We start from the raw sequence: 20,307 nt of genomic DNA, 5'->3' as shown, positions 1-20,307 counted from the left end.
CACGTAAAGTGTGGTCCGCCCGCAGTGCAGCCCGCCGGTATCGGCGAGGCAGCACAACCAGCGAGAAGGACACCCGTGACCACCGAGAAGACGTCGACGCGCAGCGACAAAGCAGCAGCGCCGAGCAGCACGACGCCGCCCGCGGAGCCGGCGACCGCGGATGCAACCGCGCCGGCCAAGGCGGCGAAGGCGCCGCGGGTCGCGGCCAAAGCCGCCAAGACGGCGCCGGAGCCGCCGGCGGTGGATGAGTTCGGCGGGCTGATCGGCGTCGGCAACGCGCGGACCATCCGCGCCCCGTGGAGGACCTCGTCCGTGGCGCGGGTGCGCGCTGCGGTCGTCGCCGACTCCGAGGCGCGCGGCGTCGACGACGAGACCGTGGACGAGATCGCCGTTGTCGTCTCGGAACTCGTGTCCAATGCACTGCGCCACGCAAAGCCGCTGCACGACAACACGGTTCGCGTGCACTGGACCGAACGCAATGGCGTCGTTGAAGTCGAGGTGACCGATGGCGGGGGCCACACCTCGCCCAAACCGCGTCCCCAGGCGGTCTTCGCGGTGTCCGGTCGCGGCCTGCGGATCGTCCGTTCCTTCGCCCACGAGTGGGGCGTCACAGAGAAGAAGGACAGCGTCACCGTGTGGGCGAGTTTGGGCGGACCCTCACGTCGTCGGGCATGATCCCCTGCATGGGTAAAGCAGCACGGAAAAAGCACGCCGCCACACCGAAGGGGCCACGCCCCGCGGCCTATGTGCGCCGGCCGTTCGCCGGACTGGCCGGAGAAGCGGACTGGGTCGCGCTGACCGAGATCCTGCCGGCGGCTACCGCCACGGTCGCTCTCAAGGCCGGCGTCGCCCCCGCCGACGGGCCGGCCGTGGTGACGATCGCGACGGTGCTGCCGATGGCCTGGCCGGCGCTACGGCGCGCGGACGGCGCCGTGCTCGTCGCCACGCAGGGCGGCGGGTCCACCGGGGACGCCTCGCGCGACCTCGGCAGCGCCATCGTCGCGGCGCTCGCCGCCGCCCCGGGCACGCCATTGGCACAAGTGCCGCTGGCGACCGACGACTCTCCACGCGTGCAGGACCTGGTCGAGGGCGACGCGGCGTTCGCGGTCACCGTGCACGAGGGCTATGACTTCTGGGTCGAGGGCCAGGATCTCGACGCCGATGCGCAGGAGTCGCTGGCCCGGGCCAACGACTCGGTGATCCCCACCGTGAAGATGTCGGGTGCGCCCGCGGCCTACTGGTGCCTGCTCGGCAACCGCCCGCACATCCGGCTCGTGCTCGCCGAGGACGAGGACGACGCCACGAATGCGCTCGCTCGCCTCGCCGCGGCCGGGACCGCGACCCTCGGCGAGGGTACCCGCCTGTTGGGCGCCTTCCGTGCCGCCGGCTTGCTGATTCCCGTATGGGAGCTGACCGCCGGGACGACCGCCGCCGACTACGAAGAGGGGATCAGTGCGTTCACCAGCCGGTATGCCGCCGCCCTCGGCGGCGCCCCCCTCACCGCGGCCGAGCGGGGTGCTCGGTCGGGCCTGATCAGCCGCCAGGTCACGCTGCGCTGATCGAGATTGCCATGACCTCTCCAGTCCCCATGAGCGTCGCCGTTGTGATCCCTGCCAAGGACGAGGCGGAGCGGATCGCCCCCACGGTGACGGCGGCCGCCGGATTGCCGCATGTCGATCTGGTGATCGTTGTCGACGACGGTAGCGGCGACGCCACCGCGCGGCTGGCCGAGGCGGCTGGTGCGCGCGTGGTGCGGCACGAGTCCAATCACGGCAAGGCAGCGGCCATGATGACGGGCGCGAAATACGCTGCGGCGCACGACGATCCGCTCGCTCCTCGGGCGGTGTTGTTCGTCGATGCCGACCTCGGGGCGAGTGCGGCGAATCTGGCTGCGTTGATCGGGCCGGTGTTGGCCGGTGAAGCCGACCTGACCGTCGCCAACATCCCGCGGGCGAACTCCTCCGGGGGTGGCGGGCGGGTCGTCCGCCTGGCGCAGCGGACAGTGGCGGCCCGCACCGGTCGCCAGTTCGCTCAGCCCCTCAACGGGATGCGGTGTATCACCCGGCCCGCTCTCGCCTCGGCGCTGCCCCTGGCCAGTGGTTGGGGCGTCGAGGTCGGGATGCTCCTCGATGTGCTGGCGGCCGGGCACCGGGTGGTCGAGGTGCCGGTCGAGTTCACCCATCGGGCAACCGGGACTGACCTGGCCGGCGTGCTGCATCGCGGCAAGCAGATGCGCGATGTCGCGCGCGTCGCCGCTGGGCGCCGGGGTCGCGCGGGTGGTCGCGGCAACGTCGCAGGAATGGGCGGCGCCGATGCGGCCGGAGGCGCCGAGCACGATGCCGGCGGCGACAAACAGGGCGGCGGCGGGGACGACCAGCGCGCGGCCGGCGGCGACAACCAGGGTGGCGGCGGGGACAACCGGGGCGCTGGCGACAACCAGGGCGGCAGCGGGGACGACCAGCGCGCGGCCGGCCGAGGCGACTAGCCGGTCATGCCGGCGCCACTCCAGCCCGCAGCGGATGCGCGGCGCAGCCGGTGGGTCCAGCCCGGCCTGACGGGCCTATCGCTCGCCGGACTCATCCTGGCCGGACTGCTCGGCGACAGCGCCGCCAAAGTGGGGCTGGGGCAGCGCGGCTGGGCGCCGGGAGCACTGCCGTGGGCCCTCGGATCGGGGGCGACGACGGCGCTGGTGGGCACGGCATACGTGCTGGGCGGGGTGGGTCTGTGGCTCGGGCTACGGGCGCCGCGCGCCGTACCCACGGCACTCGTGATGGTGGTGGCCGCGGCGGCGTTGGTGTCGATGCCGGTCGGGTCGGCCGATCATACGAATTACGCAGCCTATGGGCGGATCGCGCTGCACGGGGGCGATCCGTGGACGGAGTCGCCGATCGCGTGGGCGGGCGGGCACGATCCGGTGACCAGCGCGGTGCAGCCGCCCTGGCAGACGACGCCGAGCATCTATGGGCCGCTGGCGACGCTCGGGCAGGTCCTGGCGGCGTGGATCGGCGGCGACAACCTGCGGCAGGTCGTCTGGGTGTGGCAGTGGCTGATCGTGGTGGCCTGGCTGTCGACTCGGTGGCTGCTGAGGCGCCTGTTCCCCGGCGCGCACGGGCACGTCGACGTGCTGTGGACGCTGAATCCGCTGGTGGTCGGGACCGGGGTGCTGGGGGCCCATGTCGACACGCTCGCCACTCCCCTGATGGTGGCGGCTCTGTTGGCTGGTCGCCGGGCGGGGTGGCGCCCTGCGGTCGCGGCCGGTATGGCTGCGGGGCTGGCGATCGGGATCAAGGTGACCTCCGGGGTGGTCCTCGTCGCTCTATGGATGGGATGGCTTCGCGACGCTCGCTCCGAGCGCAGGGTCCTCGCGGCACGAGCGCCCGGGGGGCCTCGCGGTCGTGGCGCGGTCGTCGCAGGGGACCTCTGGGGCATGCTCGCCGTGGGACGCTACGTCGCCGCCGCCGTGGGCCTGCTCGTCGTGATTGCCCCCCTGCAATGGTGGGCGGGCCCGCATGCCTACGACCAACTGGGGCGGGCGCGGCGCTCGATCTCGCTGGCGACGCCCTGGCGCAAGGTCTATGAATGGGGTGGCGGGCACCTGGCCGATGCGACCTGGCGGTCCGTGGTCTTCGCGGTCGCGGGGGTGGTCTGCGTGGTGCTCGCGGGGTTGTGCTGGCAGGTGCTGGACCGGGCGCGGTCCGACAACGCCGGTGCGCCAGGCGCCGGCCCGGTCGGCAGCGGTGCGACCGCGTCGACGCCGGGCGCCGGACCGGTCGGCAGCGGTGCGACCGCGTCGACACGCGCAGTGGGCGCTGGCTCTGCGGTATCCATCGCCCTGGCCCTGTCGTTCGCCTATGCGGTTGGGGCTCCCTATGTCTTGCCGTGGTACGACCAACTGGCCTGGGCGTTGCTGCCCGGCTTCCTGGCCGGCGCGGCCGCGCTCGGCTCGCAAGGCGCGGCTGGGGGCGTGGCGGTGCTGACGCGCGCGTGGATCGCGCGCGGGGTGGTGGTCGCGCTGGCATACGTCCCTGGACGGGTGGTTGGGATGAGCGCGCGCGTCGAGGAGTTGACGCTGATGTGGCGCCGCGACGTGGCGCCCCTGGCCGCGCTCGCGGTGTGGGTGGTGCTGGTCTGGCTGACCCTCGGGCGGCCGGGCATGAAACCCAACCGGCCCCCTGCGACCCCGCCCAGTACAGGTTAGGCGTCCTGCAGCAGGGTCTACCGTGCCGGACGTGACCTAAACGCTGCTAGCAGAGTTTAGGGACAGGGGTTGAGCGCGCGCTCGGGTTACGGTTGCGGGCGTGTCTATCGAGCCTGAGTCCCTGCCCGCCGACCAGGCCGCGTGGGAGCCGTATGTCCGTGAGCGCGTCGGCGCCAGCCTGGCGACCGCGCGCTTGATCGTCGAGCGCCTCAAGGACGGCACACCGCGCACGACGGCCGAGACTCTCGCTCTATGGAATGACGGCGACATCGCCATCGCGCACGCCAGTGGTGCCGCGGGCCTGATCGCGCAGGTCCACCCAGACCTTGGTGTCCGGACGGCCGCGGAGGACGGCACCGTCGAGATCGCACGCTTCCTGACCGGCCGGGCGCTCGATCGCGAGCTTTTCGACGTGCTCGCCGCGCTCGACACCGACGGCCTGGACGCCGTCGCAGAGCGGGTGCTGCGGCGTACGCTTCGGGATTTCCGGCGTGCCGGCGTCGACCGGGACGAGGCCACGCGGACGCGGCTGGCCGCGATCAGCGAGCGGCTGACCGAACTCGGCCAGGACTTCGGACGCGCCATCCGCGATGACGTGCGATCGATCCGCGTCGCCCCCGATCGGCTCGCCGGGCTGCCGCAGGACTTCATCGACGCGCATCCCGTCGACGCCGAGGGCCTGGTGACGATCACCACCGACTATCCCGACGTCATTCCGTTCCGCACCTTCGCCCACGACCGGGCGGCGCGGCAGGAATTGGTCAGCGCCTTCAACAACCGCGCGTGGCCGCAGAACGACGCCGTCCTGCACGAGATCCTCGATCTGCGCGCCGAGCTGGCCGGGCTGTTGGACTATCCGAACTGGCCGGACTACGACGCCGAAGTCAAGATGATCGGCTCGGGCGGCGCCATCGGCGCGTTCATCGACCGGATCGCCGGCCTGGCACACGCTCCGGCCCAGCGCGAGCTCGCCCTGCTTCTCGAGCGTGCCCAGCGCGATGACGCCGCGATCGAGTCGATCACGAGCGCCGATTCCGCCTACGTCCTCGAGCTCGTGCGGCGCGAACGATTCGACGTGGATGCGGCGGCGGTGCGCGGCTACTTCGACTTCGCCGCGGTGCGGGCCGGGCTACTCGATGTGACCGGCCGGCTCTTCGGGATCACGTATGCCGAGCGGCCCGACGCGCCCGTCTGGCACCCCGACGTCACCGCCTACGACGTCCTGCGCGACCAGGCGCCGATCGGCCGGATCTATCTCGACCTCCATCCGCGAGAGGGGAAGTTCAAGCACGCTGCGCAATTTGATCTCGTCTCGGGGGTCTCGAGTCGGAACCTGCCCGAGGGTGCGCTGGTCTGCAATTTCTCGCGCGGGTTGATGGAGCATCAGGACGTTGTGACCCTCTTCCACGAGTTCGGCCACTTGATCCATCACGTGCTCGGCGGCGATCAGCAGTGGGTGCGATTCAGCGGCGTGGCCACCGAGTGGGATTTCGTCGAAGCCCCCTCGCAGCTGCTGGAGCAATGGGCGTGGGACGCGGGAGTGCTGGCGACTTTTGCCCGCGATGCCGAGGGCACGCCCATACCGGCGGATCTGGTGGCGCGGATGGTGGAGGCGCACGAGTTCGGCAAGGGACTGCAGGCCGGCACCCAGATGTTCTATGCGGCGACGTCCTACTATCTCCACCTCGAGCGGCCGGCCGATCACACGGCGCGCGTCGCGGAGCTGCAGCGGACGTATGACGCGTATGCCCGCCTCCCGGACACCCACTTCCAGGCCTCCTTCGGGCATCTGGACGGCTATGGCTCGGGCTACTACACCTATATGTGGAGCCTGGTCATCGCCAAGGATCTCTTCACGGCTTTCGACCCCGCCGCGCTTTTCGACACTCGGGTTGCCGGCCGCTATCGGGACCACGTGCTCGCCCCCGGCGGCTCGCGCGATGCGGCCGACCTGGTCGCCGCCTTCCTGGGCCGGCCCTATTCCTTCGACGCCTTCGGAGCCTGGCTCGCCGGCTGACGCTCGGCTGGCCCAGGCACGGGCAGCCGGCCATCGCCGGTCCGTGCAGGGGTTGGCCTTGGGCAGAGGTGTGGAGCGCTCGGCCCGTTGTGCGCCGGTCGGTAGCACCCGGCAAAACACGGCCGCCATCAGCCGATCGAGCCGGCCCACCAGCCCAAGGCGGCGCCGAGCACGGACCCGGCGAGGGTGAGCACGGCATACGTGATCCCCGGCCGCGGACCGTCGGCCTCCCACAGGCTTAGCACGTCGACCGAGGCGGTGCTGAAGGTCGTGAATCCACCGCAAAACCCCGTCCCCACAGCGCTTTCCACTGCCGCTGGGAAGCCCGCATGCCGCACCGCCAGTCCGGTGACCAAGCCGAGAAGGAAAGAGCCACCGATGTTGATCACCAGGGTGCCCAGCGGTAGGGCGCCACGCCGGTGCCGACAGATCAGCCCGTCGACGGTGAACCGCGCAATGGCCCCCAGCCCGCCGGCCACGCACACCAGCAGCAGACTCATCCCGCGGCCACCCCGCCTGGCCGAGCCCGCCGCTGCGCGACCCGCATTCCGGCCGCCGCCGCGAGCCCGCCGAGAAGGACGGTCGCCACGGCATACGTGATGGCGAGGAGAGCCGGTGACCGAATGGTCTCGACGGCGAAGGTGCTATAGGTCGTGAAGCCACCCAACACCCCCGTCCCCAGGCCAAGGCGAGCCGAACGCCGCCACCCCGTGTCCGGGCCGCCGAGCGCGAGGGTCTGCAGCAATAGCCCGAGAAGGAAGGCCCCGGTGACGTTGATAACGAAGGTGGCCCACGGCCACTGCCCCGCCCGGGCGGGGAAGAGCTGCTCCACCAGCGCGCGCGCCAGCGTGCCGGCCGCGCCCCCCGCTGCGACCAAGGCCAGTATGCCCGGTTGCCGATAGGCCGGGTGCGCCCGCGAGCCCTGACCGGCAGTCGTCACGGACAGTCCAGGCGCGATTGTTGCGGAAGGCAGCCGGCCATGGCTCGAGGCTAGCCCGCTTCGGCCTCGGCCATGGCGCCGGCGAACTGCGCGGCATACAGGCGGGCGAAAGGTCCCCCGGCAGCCAGCAGGTCGGCGTGACCGCCCTGCTCCACGATCCGGCCGTCCTCCATCACCAGTATCAGGTCGGCGTCGCGGATCGTGGAGAGCCGGTGGGCGATGACGAAGCTGGTCCGGTCACTGCGCAAGGCGGCCATCGCGTGTTGGACGAGCAACTCGGTGCGGGTGTCGACCGATGACGTCGCCTCATCGAGGATCAGCAGCGCGGGGTCGGAGATGAACGCCCGCGCGATCGTGAGCAACTGCTTCTCCCCTGCGCTGATATTGCTCGCCTCGGAGTCAAGCAGGGTGTCGTAGCCGTCCGGCAGCGAGTGCACGAAGCGATCGACGTAGGTCGCTTGGGCGGCCGCGAGCACCTCCCCTTCCGTGGCCCCCGGCTTCCCATAGGCGATGTTGTCGCGGATGGTGCCGGCGAAGAGCCAGGTGTCCTGCAAAACCATCCCGATCTCGCTGCGCAGGTTGTCGCGCGTCATCTCGGTGATGTCGACGCCGTCGAGGGTGATCCGGCCGCCGTCGAGTTCGTAGAACCGCATGATGAGGTTGACCAGGGTGGTCTTGCCCGCGCCGGTCGGACCGACGATTGCCACCGTTTGACCCGGCTCGACGACGAGATCGAGGTGCTCGATGAGGGGGCGGTCCGCGGCATACGCGAAGCTGACGTCCTCGAAGGCGACGCGGCCGCGCGGGTCGTCCACCCGGACCGGATCGGCGGGGTCCGGCTCCTGCTCGGGAGCATCGAGCACCTCGAAAACCCGCTCCGCAGAAGCGACTCCGCTTTGCATCAGGTTGGCCATCGACGCCACCTGCGTCAGCGGCTGGGTGAACTGGCGCGAATATTGGATGAAGGCCTGGACGTCGCCGATGCTCATCGAGCCGTTCGCGACGCGGACACCGCCAACGACGGCGATCGCCACATAGTTGAGGTTCCCGACGAACATCATCATCGGCATGATCAGGCCGCTGACGAACTGGGCGCCGAAGCCGGCGTCGCGCAGCGCGTCGTTCTTCTCCGCGAAGCGGGCGCCGACCTCGTCCTGACGGCCGAAGACCTTGACCAGGCCGTGGCCGGTGAAGGTCTCTTCGACGATCGAGTTGACCTCTCCGGTGCTCTTCCACTGTTGGACGAAATATCGTTGTGAGCGCTTGCCGATCACGGCCGTGACGCCGATGGACAGCGGGATCGTCGCCAGCGCGAGCAAGGAGAGAAGGGGCGAGACCCAGACCATCATCGCCAGCATCGCGATGACGGTCAGCAGGGAGGTGATCAGCTGGCTGAGGGTCTGTTGCAGGCTCTGGGCAATATTGTCGATGTCGTTGGTGACCCGGCTGAGCAACTCCCCGCGCGGCTGAGAGTCGAAGTAGGACAACGGAAGTCGCCCGAGTTTCTCCTCGACCTGCCGCCGCAGCCGGTAGACGCTGCCGTTGACGACCTCGACGATGATCCGCGCCTGGGCCCAGCTGAGCAGGCTGGCGACGGCATAGAACCCGAGCGCAAGCAGGAGCACCCGAGCCACCGCGCCGAAATCGACGCCCTGCCCCGGGATGACGTGATCCATCGCCTCGACCATGGTGGCGACCTTGTCCTCACCCCGGGCTCGGAGCATGGTCGCGAACTGCTCGACCGTGAGGTTCGCGGGGATCTGCCGCCCGAAGAGGCCGGCGAAGATCAGGTCGGTGGCTCGGCCGAGAATCTTGGGCCCGACCGCCGAGAGGCAGACCGAGACGACGGCGAAGGCCATGGCCGCCCAGACGAGCGTGCGCTGGGGGCGCAAGATACCGAGGAGGCGCTTGGCCGAGGGCAAGAAGTTCTTCGACTTCTCGGCCGGCTGGCCCATCCGCATGTGCGGCGGGCCGCTGCGCTGGGCGGCTCCTGCCGGGCCGCGCCGCGCATCGGCGGCCTTCTCCTCCTCCGACTTGATGACGTCGCTCATGCGGCGTCCTCCATGACGGCCTGGGACGCCACGATTTCGGCATACGTCGGGCAGGTCTCGATCAATTCCGTATGCTGCCCGCTCCCGACGATCATCCCGTCCTCTAAGACGATGATCTGATCCGCCGAGATGATTGTCGAAACGCGTTGCGCGACAACGATGACCGCGGCATCGTGGGTGACGGAGCGCAGCGCAGCGCGCAGGCGGGCGTCGGTGGCGAGGTCGAGCGCCGAGAAGGAGTCGTCGAAGAGGTAGATCGCGGGCCGCCGCACGAGTGCTCGGGCGATCGCGAGGCGCTGGCGCTGCCCGCCGGAGACGTTCGTGCCCCCTTGGGCGATCGGCGCGTCGAGTCCGCCCGGCATGGCTCGGACGAAGTCCGCCGCTTGGGCGATGCGCAGCGCCTCCCAGAGTTGCTCGTCAGTTGCGTCGGCATCGCCATAGCGCAGGTTGCTCGCGACGGTGCCGCTGAAGAGGAAAGGCTTCTGCGGGACCAGGCCGAGATGACGCCAGAGATCCTCCTGGGCGACATCGCGCACGTCGAGCCCGCCGACGAGGACCGCGCCCTCGGTGACGTCGTAGAGGCGGGCAACCAGCGAGACGAGCGTGGTCTTGCCGGCACCGGTCGAGCCGATGACCGCGGTCGTCCGGCCCGGCTCGGCAACGAAGGAGACACCGGTCAGGACGGGGTGGTCGGCACCGGGGTAGCTGAAGCTGACGCCGCGGAACTCCACGCCGATGGGCGGCGGTGGCGCGCCCGTCTCAGCCACCGGATCGACCGACGCGTCATCTTCAGCAGCCAGCTCAGGCTCCGGGTCGATCGGGATCGGCGCGGGCGGGTCCACGATCGTCGGGACGGCATCGAGAACCTCGGTGATGCGGCCCGCCGAGACGCTCGCGCGGGGGATCATCATCGACATCATCACCCCGAACATCACCGACATCAGGATCTGCATCAGATAGGTCATGAAGGCCGTGAGCGCGCCGACCTCCATCTGACCGTTGTCGACGCGGTGCGCGCCGAACCAGAGCACCGCCACGCTGGCCCCATTGAAGACGAGCATGACCAGCGGGAAGACCATCGAAAAGAGCCGGCCGACCGCGAGCGCCGTGCCGGTATAGGTCGTGTTGGCGTCGTCGAACCGCGCCTCCTCGTGGCGCTCGCGCACAAAGGCGCGCACCACCCGAATGCCGGTGATCTGTTCGCGCAGAATGCGATTGACCGCGTCGACCGACTCCTGCATGCGCCGGAACCACGGCAGCATCCGAACGACGATGGACCCGACGATGACCCCGAGCAGCGGCACGGCGACGGCGACCAGCCAGGAGAGACCGACGTCCTCGCGCAGCGCCATGATGATGCCGCCGACCATCATGATCGGGATCGACACCATGAACATCAGGCCCATGTTGAGCAGCGTCTGAACCTGCATGACGTCATTGGTGTTGCGCGAGATCAGCGTCGGCGCCCCGAAGCTCGACAACTCCTGGGCCGAGAAGCGGCCGACGCGTTCGAAGACCTCGCGGCGCAGGTCGCGCGCCACCCCCGCCGACGCGGTCGCTGCCGCCCAGGCGACGCCGATCGTCGCGACGATGTTGACGATGGAGACCGCGAGCATGATCGCGCCGGTGCGCAGGATGTAGGCGATGTCCCCGGGCACGACGCCCTGGTCGATGATCTGGCCGTTCAACGACGGCAGGTAGAGGCTGCTCAGGGTCGCAACGAACTGGAGCACAAAGATGACGGCGACCGGCACGGCATACGGCCGCAGGTGCGAGCGGATCAGTCGAAGCAACATGGCCCCGACAACCTACGCCCGCACCGGCGGGGGCGCCACGCCATTCCGCAGCGAGTTTGCCACCATGGACTCATGGCCCTCGATGTGGAGCTCGCCGAGATCCGCGACTTCCTGCTCGCTCACCCACCCTTCGAGTCGATGGCGCCAGGCGCCGTGGAGCGGCTGGTGCGCCGGCTGCGCGTCGAGTACTTCCGGCGCGGGACCGCGATCATGGTCCCGGGCCGCGACAACCTGCACCTGTTCATCGTGCGGTCGGGGGCCGTCGACATGCACGATGCCGTCGGCACCCTCGTCGACCGGGGCGAGGTCGGGACGTGCTTCGGGTCGACCACCCTGCTCGGCGGCAACCCGTCGACCTTCAGCGTGGTCGCCATCGAGGACACGCTGGCGCTGGTCATGGACGCCGCGACCTTCGCCGAGCTGTGCAGCAATGCGCCCGGCTTCGAGGAGTTCTTCGACTCCCAGCGCGCGCGGCGGATGGCCGGAGCGGTCGCTCTCCAGCAGGCCTCGAGCTCCGGCAGCGCCGTGCTCAAGACCCGCCTGCGCGACATGGTCAAGCGCGAGCCGGTGACGGTCGGCCTCGACGCCACGATCCGGCAGGCGGCCGCGGTGATGGCTGAAGCCGGCATCTCCTCGCTGCTGGTCATGGACGGCGAGCGGTTGGCCGGCATCGTGACCGACCGCGACCTGCGCAACCGGGTGCTCGCCGTCGGTCTCGATCCCGCGGGCCCGGTCAGCGCCGTGATGACGACCGAGCCGGTGACGGCCCGCGCGGACGGTCTGGCCTTCGAGGCGTTGCTGGAGATGGTCGGCCGCCGCATCCATCATCTGCCGCTGGTCGAAGACGGCCGGGCGCTGGGGGTGGTGACGACCACCGACTTGATGCGCCTCGAACATGCCAACCCCGTCTATCTCGCCGGCGACATCGCCAAGCAGGAGAGCGGCGCGGCGATCGCCAAGATCGCGGCGCGGTTGCCGTCCGTGGTGGAGTCGCTCGTGGCGCAGGACGCCAGCGCCGCCGACATGGGGCGGATCGTTACCACCGTCGGCGACGCCATCGAGCGGCGGCTGATCGCCCTCGCGGAGGCCAGGCTCGGCGCCCCGCCGGTGCCCTATTGCTGGGTGACGCTGGGCTCGCGAGCACGCATGGAGCAGGCCCTGGCGGCCGACCAGGACAATGCGCTGATCATCGATGACGCGGCCACATCGGCGGACAAGGAGTACTTCGCCGAACTGGCGAGGCTGGTCAGCAATGCCCTCGTCGAGGCGGGCTATCCCACGTGTGCCGGCGACGTCATGGCCACCAACCCGAACTGCCGCCTCCGCCTGAAAAAGTGGCGCAAAGTCTTCACCGACTGGATGACCGCACCCGTGCCGGAGGCGATCCTCCGGGCGAGCATCTTCTTCGACATGCGCCCGGTCGCTGGCGATGCCTCGCTGTATGCCGAGTTGGCCGAGCAGGTGCGCACGCAGGCTCCCACCTCGGCCCGCTTCCTCGCCCACCTCGCGGGCGCGGCCGTGCTGAACGAGCCGCCGATCGGCTTCTTCCGCGGCTTCGTGCTGGCCAAGGAGGGTGCCCACCGAGACACCTTGGACATCAAGCGCGGCGGTATCGGTGCGGTGGTGGATCTGGCCCGCGTGCACGGGCTGGCCGTGGGCAGCCCGGCGCAGAACACCGACGAGCGGCTCGCCGCCGCCGTCGCGGCCGGGCGGATGGACGCCGGGCGCGGTGCCGATCTGCGCGATGCCTTCGAGTTCATCTCGTATGTCCGCTTCCGTCACCAGGCGGCGCGGGTGCGCGCCGGGCAGGCGCCCGACAACCGGCTCTCCCCCGACGAGCTCAGTTCGTTCGACAAGCGCCACTTGCGAGAGGCCTTCGCGATCGTCCGGTCCGCCCAGTCCACCCTCGGTGTCGCCTATGGCACCGGGAAGCTGGGCTGACCGTGGCCTGGCTCGGCCTGCGCCGGGGGCCCGAGAAGGCCCTTGGCCGACTCGCCGGGGTCGCGAGCCCGGTCGGCGAGTTTGCGCGGGCCGGTCTGCCGTCCGGTGCGACCGCGGCGAGCGCGTTGCGGCTGCTGGCGGTGGACGTCGAGACCACCGGTTTCGATCCCGCCCGTGATCAGTTGCTCAGCATCGGTTTTGTGCCCGTGGACGGGCACACGATCCGCCTCGAGGGGGCTCGACGGATCCATGTGCGTCCCAAAGCCGGGGCCGAAGTCGGCGTCAGCGCGACGATTCACGGCCTGACGGACGACCTGGTCGCCGCGGGCGTCAGCGCGCGGGAGGCCGTCGACGCCCTGGCGACCGCCCTCACCGGCCGCGTGCTGCTCGCTCACCACGCACCGATCGAGGTGGGCTTCCTCGGGGCGGCGTGCCGAACGGCATACGGGCTGGAGTTGCCGCTGCGCACGGTGGACACCATGGAACTGGCCCGACGAGCCCTCCCGGGCGGCTGGCAGCGGGAACCGCAGCCGGGCGAACTGCGCCTATGGACGGTGCGCGAACGCTTCGGATTGCCCACGTATGCCGCGCACGACGCCCTGCAGGATGCCCTCGCCTGCGCCGAGCTCTACCTTGCCCAGCTGGCCGAACTCGAGCACGGCGCCGCCAAGGCGGTCACACTGGACCGGCTGGCGAGCTGACCGGGCCGGCCGATCGCCGGCCCCGTCGGCTCACAAGGACATCGCGTCCAGTCGATCGAGGGCGGCCTCCCAATGGGCGGCCAACCCGTCACGATCGGCACCGTCGTCGAGGTGCTCGTGGCGGATCTCCAGGCTGGTCCGCGCGTCGTCGGCCGGGACGAGATGCACATCGACCAAGGTCGCCGGGGCAGCATCATCCGCGTGCCAGGAGAAGCGGATCTGCTCCTGGGGATGGAAGCTGCGCGTCACCCCGAAGGTGCCGTCGCTGGCCCGCCAACTGCTGCCCTTCGTGCCGAGCTCGCCGCCCTCACCAAGGAGAGCTTCTGCGCCGTGCCGGGCCATCAAGGCACCCCAGACATTCGCGACCGAATGATCGAGCACGCGCGAGACCGACACGAAATCGGACTTCTCGGCGGGTGCCTCGCCCTCGTTGTTCACCGACATCGATGACCACGTCCTTTCACCAGTGGTGATCGGTGACCGGCCCGATGACCGGTCAGGAATCCGACCATACTCGCGCCCTCCGACAGCGGTCACCCCCACCGATGCCTCGGCTGCCGGCTGGTGCCAAGGTCATAGGCACCCCGCCGCGGCGGCGGCGGCCCGGCCGGGTTGAATGGAGTCAGATTCACAGGGCGGCACCACTGACGGAGGCACTCGATGGAGCGTGAGCTCAGCGCGGACGACGCGCAATTCCGCGCGGAGATGCGCGAATTCTTCACCACGAAAATCCCCCAGGACATCCGCGACAAGGTCGCAGTGGGTGCGGAGTTGACCAAGGAGGACTTCGCGCAGGCCCACCGGATCCAGCACGAGCACGGGCTGGCCGTGCCGGGCTGGCCGGTCGAGTGGGGCGGCAAGGAGTGGAGCGACCTGCAGCGCTACATCTGGCTCGACGAGATGGCCGCGGCTCACGTGCCCGCGCCTCTCGCCTTCAACGCAAATATGATCGGGCCGGTCATTGCGGCCTTCGGCAGCCAGGAGATGAAGGAGCGATTCCTGGCGCCGACGGCGTCGCTGGACATCTGGTGGTGTCAGGGCTTCTCCGAGCCCGAGGCCGGCTCCGACCTCGCCTCGCTGCGCACGACCGCCGTCCGCGACGGCGATGAATTTCTCGTCAACGGCCAGAAGACGTGGACGACCCTAGGCCAGTATGCCGATTGGATCTTCGCGCTCGTCCGCACCGATCCCGCGGCGGCCAAGCCCCAACAGGGCATCTCGATGCTGCTCATCGACATGACCAGCCCGGGCATCACGGTGCGGCCGATCCAGTTGATCGACGGCGGCTATGAGGTCAACGAGGTCTTCTTCGACAACGTCCGCGTGCCCGCCGATCAGCTTGTCGGAGAAGAGAATCGCGGTTGGGACTATGCGAAGTTCCTGCTCGGCAACGAGCGGGTCGGCGTCGCTCCGGTGGGTTGGATCAAGCGCAAGCTCGCCGATGCCAAGGCGCGGGCCGCGACCGTGGCCTCCGGATCAGGAACGCTCCTGGACGATCCGCTGATGGCCGCGCGAATCGCGGAGCTCGAATGCGATCTGATGGCACTCGAACTGACCGTGCTGCGAGTCGCCGCCAACTCGCACGGCGGCAAGCCCGACCCGGCGTCCTCGATCTTGAAGCTGCGCGGCAGCCAGGTCCAGCAGGACGTGCTGGAGCTGATGGTCGACATCGCCGGGCCGATGTCGGTGGTGTGGTCCGGCGAGGACGACGGTGCGGTGCCGGAGTGGGCACGGCATACGGCTCCGGTATATCTGAATTATCGCAAGGCATCGATCTACGGCGGGTCCAATGAGGTCCAACGCGGGGTCATCGCCAGCGCCATTCTCGGATTGAAGGGCTGAGCCGCAATGATTTTCGCATTCACCGATGAGCAGGAGTCCTTGCGCGACGCGGTGCGCGAGTTGGCCACCCGCGGCCGCACGGAACCCGTGCCCGGCGACGCGCCGCACGACCCGGCGCTGTGGTCGGCCCTGGCCGAACTGGGCGCCCTTGGGCTGCCCTTCCCCGAGGCATCCGGGGGCATGGGCGCGAGCCCGGTCGAGGTGATGATCGTCGCGAGCGAGCTCGGGCGCGCCGGCATCCGCACGGCATACGCCGAGGCGATGGTGGCGGGATCCCTCTTAGCCGCTAGCCGGGACGGCGGCGAACTCCTCGGATCGCTTTGTGCCGGAGACTCTTTCGTGGTGCCCGCGCTCTATGAGCCCAATCGGGCGTGGTCACTGGAACCCGCGAGCGTGATGGCGGACGGCGACCGCCTGACCGGCGTCCGCGAGCCGATCCCGTGTGGCGCGGCGGCCGACGCCGTGGTCACGTCGGCTCGCGATGCGGACGGCGTCGCTGTCTTCGTGATCGAGTCCCCCGCCCTCTGCGGGGCACGGTTGGACCTGGCGGGTGTCGCCGCGCGGCGGCTCAAGGGCGCCGAGGCGGCCGCCGTGGCGCGCGCAGTCAATCTGGGCACGCTGACGCTGTGCGCCGAGGCCCTCGGCGCGATGGACACGGCCTTGACGATGACGGTGGAGTACCTGAAGACCCGCAAGCAGTTCGGGGTGCCTCTGGCGCGCTTTCAGACGCTGACGCAGCGCGCCGCGGACATGTACACCTCCCTCGAACTCGCGCGCAGCACCGTGCAATTCGCGGCGATGACGCTCGCTGCCGACCCCGACGATGCGGCGACGATCGACCGTCTGAAAGTCGTTGTCGGCAAGGCCGGCCGGCACATCGGGCAGGAGGCCATTCAGTTGCACGGCGGGATCGGCGTGACGGCGGAGTATGCCGTGGGTCATCTCACCGCTCGGCTGACGGCCATCGAGCACTCGTATGGCGACACACGGCAGCACCTGGCCGCGCTGGCCGCGCGCGTGGGCGACTACGAGGCGGTGGATTTGATCGGCTGACTTGCCGGTCAGCCGTCGCGCAGGCAGAGCAGGGTGGATAGCGTCGGGTCGGCGGCATAGGCGATCCGGATGCCCGACGCGCGGGCGCTCGCCAGGGCGTCCAGCACGCTGCGGGTCACGCGCTCGCCAGGCGCCAGCACGGGGATGCCGGGCGGGTAGGGCGCGACGAGCTCGGCGCTCACCCTCCCCTCAGTGGCCCCGAGCGGGAGGGCCTCGCGCTCGGCGAAGAAGGCGTCGCGTGGGGCGACCGCCTGCTCCGGGGTCACGGCGTACGCGGCCGCGGTGACGGCCAGACGCGCCGGGCCGCGGTGGCGTGCAATGCTCTCGATCAGCGAATCGCCAAGCGCGCCAAGCGTTTCCGCGGTGTCCGCGGTGTCCGCGGTGTCCGCGAGCGAGACGAGCGCGACAAGCGTGTCCCGGTCGGCCAACTCCACCGGCATACCGGAAGCCATGAGGTCGGCCTCGACCGCGTTGCCGTCGGCGCCGGTGCCGCCGAGGACGAGGGTGACCTTGAGCGGATCCACGGCGGGGCCGTCGAGCACGACGAGGCCCGGGACGGCTTGCAGGCGGCGCCGGAGGGACCGGACGGCGTCGAGGGTGGCGCCGAGCAGCTCTGCGCCATCGCGTTGCAACAGAGCGCGACTCGCGTCGATCGAGGCGAGAATCGAGCCGGCCGGGCTGGTCGTGTGCGTCGCCTCGAACGCCGCATCCAGTCGGTCGAGGTCGACGCGTTCGCCACGGGCGAGCACGATCGCGCCCTGACTGTAGGCCGGTAGCAACTTGTGCGCGGACGTCACCACGGCGTCCGCGCCACGCGCTAGGGCATGGCCCGGCACGTCGGGGTGGAAGCCGAAGTGTGCCGCCCAGGCCGCGTCGACAACCAGTGGTATGCCGTGGGCATGCGCGACGCCGGCCCACGCCTCGACCTCGCCGAGAGTTCCGACATAGGACGGGTCAGTGAGGAAAATCGCTGTGGGAGTTGGACTTTGGCGACAGGCTCGATCGAGGTCTGTGACGGCGATACCGAGTGGGAGCCCAGTCGTCGAGTCGACGGGCGGGCTCACCCAGCGCGGTTTGAGACCTGCGAGCACGAGCGCCAGGACCATCGACCGATGGGCGGTGCGCCCGACGACGACGGTGTCGCCCGGGCTGGCGACGGCGAGCGCCACGGTTTGGTTGCCGTGGGTGGATCCGCCGACCGAGAAGCGGGCATGGTCGACGCCCCAGGCAGCCGCGGCCCGACGTTCCGCGTCGGCGAGCACCCCGCGCGTGAGCTTCATCGAGTCGAGGCCGGCGTAGAGGGGCACGTCGCCGGCGACGACGTCACCGACGAGGTCGAGCCGTTGCTTGTGGCCGGGAATCGTGAACGGCCGAATCGGCTTCTCCTGGAAGGCGAGCCAAGCATCGAGCAGCGGCGCGTGGCCACGCAGCCGGCGAGGGTCGGTGGGCATCAGGCCTGCGCCTCCCGCCTGGCGAGCAACTCCGCGGCAGCCAGGCGGGCCTGGACGGCCTGGGTGACGGCCTCGCGCGCCTGGGCGTCACGAGCGAAGAGGTCGGCCAGTTCGGCCTCGGTGGCGGCCAGCTGGGCGCGCAGGTCGTCAGCCCGGACCTTGGACGCATTGAGTTCACGGCTGGCTTGCGCCACAGCGGCTTTCGCTTGCGCGACCCGCCCGGCCGCCTCAGCGTAGGCCTGCGCCGCCGCCTCGATCAGCGCCTCCGGGTCCGCGTCGTCATCGTCCTCGGCCGCCCGGGTCGACGCCCGGGCAGAAGAAGACAGCGATTCCCGCGGTCCGGGCGACGGCGCATCTGCGGTTTCGGCCGAGACTTCGGCGGTGTCGGTGGGAGTTGCCCTCCCCAGACCGCGGGTGAGCGCCGCCAGGGGATCCTCGACCGCAGAGCGCTCCGGACGGCCCGTCGCAGGGGGCGCCGGGTCTGGCCCATCCGGCTCCGGGGTCGTGGCCGGTGCGTCCAGCTCTGGCTCAACCTGCTCACGGGCCCGCGCAGCAACCGGCTCGTCGAGGGAGGCGCGGTCGGGCTCGGGCTGCCTCGGTGGCCGGAGGAGCACGAGCTTGGGCGCCGGCAGCCGGAAGCCCTCGACGACCGCGTCGTCCAGGTCAACCTCGCCGAATCCGGAGTAGGCCAACGTGCGGGTCAGCGCCCCCGACGCCATCGCCTCGGTCGCCTCCTCGCTGGCCAGCGCCGCAATCACGGTGTCACGGATCTCGTCGCGTGCGGCCGAGGTCAGCGGAGCGTCGCCGGCCCGAGCGACGGCCTCGGCAGCAGCAAGAAGCTCCGCAATGACACCATCGCGAGCCGGTCGCAGGGCGGAGATGGCGGTGCCGTGCAGATTGGCTTGCGCCGCCCGCAGCTGCGCGCCGACGCTGCGCACCTGTTCGACCAACTCCGGGTGCGCACGGACCACGTGATTGACCAGCCCCGCCGCCACGCTCGGCTTGCGCAGCTTGCCGATGCGTGTGGCCAGCGGCCGGTCCTTCGCCGCCCTGGCCGCCGCGACCAGTTCCGTGCGCGTGGCCATGAACTCGGTCAGTGGCGCTGCATACAGGCGTTCCCCTGCCTGGGCGAACGCCTCCTCCGCCGGATCCACAATGCCCACCTGTCCCGCCTCGTCAGTCATCGCCCACCGCCCGAGAATGGCAGCGACCGAGTGGCGAGCGGAAGTTGGCGGCGGTGCGTCGCGCTCGACCCACTGCTCACGCCATGCCCGCGACGCCCCGGGCGGCGGCGGCCTGGCGGTCCAGCTCTCGCAGCCGCGCGGCTGCCGCTTGGGCCGCTGGGGCCGACCGCATCCCGGGCTCCGCGTTCTCGTGCAGCACGGTCGCCAGGCGCGCCACTTCCGCGGGGTCGAGTCCGAAGCTGCGCGCGCCGGCCAGGCTGCGCGCGCTCAGCAGATCGGGCAGCGCGAAGGTCGGCGCCGACCCCGGGATGCACGGCCCTTCGATCACCTCCGACTCCCGCCCTGCCGGCTCCGCCAGGTCTCCGGGCGCGGCCTCGGGCCCCGGCTCGAGATCGCCCGGCCCAGCCGCCACGCCGAAGGCGCGCAGGACCAGGTCGGCATACGCCTTGTGCCCGAGGGCATTCGGGTGGAAGGACGCCTCGACCGGCCAGGACACTCCGTTGATCCACTCCGCGTACGAGCACACGGCGTGCCCGACAAAGCTCGACGCGACGCGCGCCAGCCCGAAACCGGCCCGGCGGGTGGCCGCGGCGATGATCGAGCGCAGCTCGTCGGCCGCGTCGTTCAGACGCGTCATCTCGTGCGCCGAGAAGAAGGTGAACGGGCTGCAGTCCTCGCCCATGAAGAGCGCCGGATAGCCCGAGACCACGACCTGCGCCCCCGGAGCCCGGCGCGTGACCTCGGCGAAAAGCCCGTCCAGCCGGCCGGGCAGCGATCGCCGCATGGTGATCAGCGCGGCATCGATCGCCGTGTCAGAGTTGGACATCCAGGCCGGCTCGGCGGCCGCGATGAGCACGGGCACGAAGCCAATGTCGTTGCCGCCCACCGTGATCGACACGTGGGAGGTCTGCGGACCGAGCGCGTCCAGATGATGCGCGAGCACGTCGGCGATCGTCGCGCCGAGGCACGCGTTGTAGGCCACCGGCAGCCCAAGCCGCCGCCCGACGAGCACTGGATAGCCGGCGTCGGCGCGCCAGCAGGCTCCGTGACTGGGGCCCCCGCCGACCCCGGCAGCATACGAATCGCCCAATGCCACATACGCGATGGCCACCGTGGTCACGCCACCTCTCCCA

Annotated in this window: 17 protein-coding genes; 9 read left to right on the top strand and 8 right to left on the bottom strand. The window is 70.5% G+C overall.

Annotated elements, in window-relative coordinates; all coding sequences use genetic code 11:
* Positions 1 to 75 precede the first annotated feature (75 nt).
* The 5 genes from ABD209_RS00700 to ABD209_RS00680 all read left to right on the top strand — a co-directional run bounded on the left by ABD209_RS00700 (position 76) and on the right by ABD209_RS00680 (position 6,215).
* Entirely contained in the window at positions 76 to 675 is a 600-nt protein-coding gene (locus ABD209_RS00700) for an ATP-binding protein (protein ID WP_344060673.1), read from the top strand.
* 8 nt (positions 676 to 683) lie between these two features.
* Positions 684 to 1,559 (top strand): DUF5926 family protein, encoded by an 876-nt coding sequence (locus ABD209_RS00695; protein ID WP_344060669.1) that lies wholly within the window; start codon positions 684 to 686, stop codon positions 1,557 to 1,559.
* 11 nt (positions 1,560 to 1,570) lie between these two features.
* Positions 1,571 to 2,485, top strand: a complete 915-nt coding sequence (locus ABD209_RS00690; RefSeq protein ID WP_344060666.1) for a glycosyltransferase family 2 protein — start codon at positions 1,571 to 1,573, stop codon at positions 2,483 to 2,485.
* Between the two features lie 6 nt (positions 2,486 to 2,491).
* Positions 2,492 to 4,198, top strand: coding sequence for an MptA/MptB family glycosyltransferase (locus ABD209_RS00685; protein WP_344060663.1), 1,707 nt, complete (start codon positions 2,492 to 2,494; stop codon positions 4,196 to 4,198).
* 100 nt (positions 4,199 to 4,298) lie between these two features.
* On the top strand, positions 4,299 to 6,215 hold the full coding sequence (locus ABD209_RS00680; protein WP_344060660.1) for a M3 family metallopeptidase: 1,917 nt from the start codon (positions 4,299 to 4,301) through the stop codon (positions 6,213 to 6,215).
* 128 nt (positions 6,216 to 6,343) lie between these two features.
* On the opposite strand, the gene crcB is transcribed toward ABD209_RS00680, so the two are convergent.
* Genes crcB through ABD209_RS00660 form a run of 4 tightly spaced genes read right to left on the bottom strand, consistent with a single transcriptional unit; the run spans position 6,344 to position 11,002 of the window.
* Positions 6,344 to 6,715 (bottom strand): fluoride efflux transporter CrcB, encoded by a 372-nt coding sequence (crcB, locus tag ABD209_RS00675; protein WP_344060657.1) that lies wholly within the window; start codon positions 6,713 to 6,715, stop codon positions 6,344 to 6,346.
* Positions 6,712 to 7,155, bottom strand: coding sequence for a CrcB family protein (locus tag ABD209_RS00670; protein WP_344060654.1), 444 nt, complete (start codon positions 7,153 to 7,155; stop codon positions 6,712 to 6,714). The genes crcB and ABD209_RS00670 overlap by 4 nt, the downstream gene beginning before the upstream one ends.
* Positions 7,156 to 7,205: 50 nt before the next feature.
* Positions 7,206 to 9,206, bottom strand: a complete 2,001-nt coding sequence (locus ABD209_RS00665) for an ABC transporter ATP-binding protein (RefSeq protein ID WP_344060651.1) — start codon at positions 9,204 to 9,206, stop codon at positions 7,206 to 7,208.
* On the bottom strand, positions 9,203 to 11,002 hold the full coding sequence (locus tag ABD209_RS00660; protein ID WP_344060648.1) for an ABC transporter ATP-binding protein: 1,800 nt from the start codon (positions 11,000 to 11,002) through the stop codon (positions 9,203 to 9,205). The genes ABD209_RS00665 and ABD209_RS00660 overlap by 4 nt, the downstream gene beginning before the upstream one ends.
* Before the next feature lie 72 nt (positions 11,003 to 11,074).
* Here ABD209_RS00660 and ABD209_RS00655 point away from each other — a divergent pair, with 72 nt between their 5' ends.
* The gene (locus tag ABD209_RS00655) at positions 11,075 to 12,943 is read left to right on the top strand and encodes a DUF294 nucleotidyltransferase-like domain-containing protein (RefSeq protein ID WP_344060645.1); all 1,869 of its coding nucleotides are present in this window, start codon (positions 11,075 to 11,077) and stop codon (positions 12,941 to 12,943) included.
* A 2-nt stretch (positions 12,944 to 12,945) separates the two neighbouring features.
* Positions 12,946 to 13,644, top strand: a complete 699-nt coding sequence (locus ABD209_RS00650) for a 3'-5' exonuclease (protein ID WP_344060642.1) — start codon at positions 12,946 to 12,948, stop codon at positions 13,642 to 13,644.
* A gap of 30 nt (positions 13,645 to 13,674) precedes the next feature.
* On the opposite strand, the gene ABD209_RS00645 is transcribed toward ABD209_RS00650, so the two are convergent.
* Positions 13,675 to 14,088: an SRPBCC family protein gene (locus ABD209_RS00645; protein ID WP_344060639.1), complete on the bottom strand. Its 414-nt coding sequence runs from the start codon at positions 14,086 to 14,088 to the stop codon at positions 13,675 to 13,677.
* Between the two features lie 216 nt (positions 14,089 to 14,304).
* Here ABD209_RS00645 and ABD209_RS00640 point away from each other — a divergent pair, with 216 nt between their 5' ends.
* Entirely contained in the window at positions 14,305 to 15,486 is a 1,182-nt protein-coding gene (locus ABD209_RS00640; RefSeq protein WP_344060636.1) for an acyl-CoA dehydrogenase family protein, read from the top strand.
* A gap of 6 nt (positions 15,487 to 15,492) precedes the next feature.
* Positions 15,493 to 16,539, top strand: coding sequence for an acyl-CoA dehydrogenase family protein (locus ABD209_RS00635; RefSeq protein ID WP_344060633.1), 1,047 nt, complete (start codon positions 15,493 to 15,495; stop codon positions 16,537 to 16,539).
* Between the two features lie 8 nt (positions 16,540 to 16,547).
* Here the strand turns inward: ABD209_RS00635 and ABD209_RS00630 are convergent, their stop codons facing one another.
* From ABD209_RS00630 to ABD209_RS00620, 3 genes are all read right to left on the bottom strand, one after another.
* Positions 16,548 to 17,990: an aminotransferase class I/II-fold pyridoxal phosphate-dependent enzyme gene (locus ABD209_RS00630; protein ID WP_344060630.1), complete on the bottom strand. Its 1,443-nt coding sequence runs from the start codon at positions 17,988 to 17,990 to the stop codon at positions 16,548 to 16,550.
* The gene (locus ABD209_RS00625) at positions 17,990 to 19,174 is read right to left on the bottom strand and encodes a hypothetical protein (RefSeq protein ID WP_344060627.1); all 1,185 of its coding nucleotides are present in this window, start codon (positions 19,172 to 19,174) and stop codon (positions 17,990 to 17,992) included. Before ABD209_RS00625 ends, ABD209_RS00630 begins: the two co-directional genes overlap by 1 nt.
* Before the next feature lie 76 nt (positions 19,175 to 19,250).
* Complete coding sequence (locus ABD209_RS00620; RefSeq protein WP_344060625.1) at positions 19,251 to 20,294, bottom strand: SGNH/GDSL hydrolase family protein; 1,044 nt, start codon at positions 20,292 to 20,294, stop codon at positions 19,251 to 19,253.
* Positions 20,295 to 20,307 lie beyond the last annotated feature (13 nt).

It is taken from the genome of Nostocoides vanveenii, assembly GCF_039531165.1.
Lineage (GTDB): Bacteria > Actinomycetota > Actinomycetes > Actinomycetales > Dermatophilaceae > Nostocoides_A > Nostocoides_A vanveenii.
Note: the sequence above shows the minus strand (reverse complement) of the source record. Positions and strands in the feature narration are given on the sequence as shown.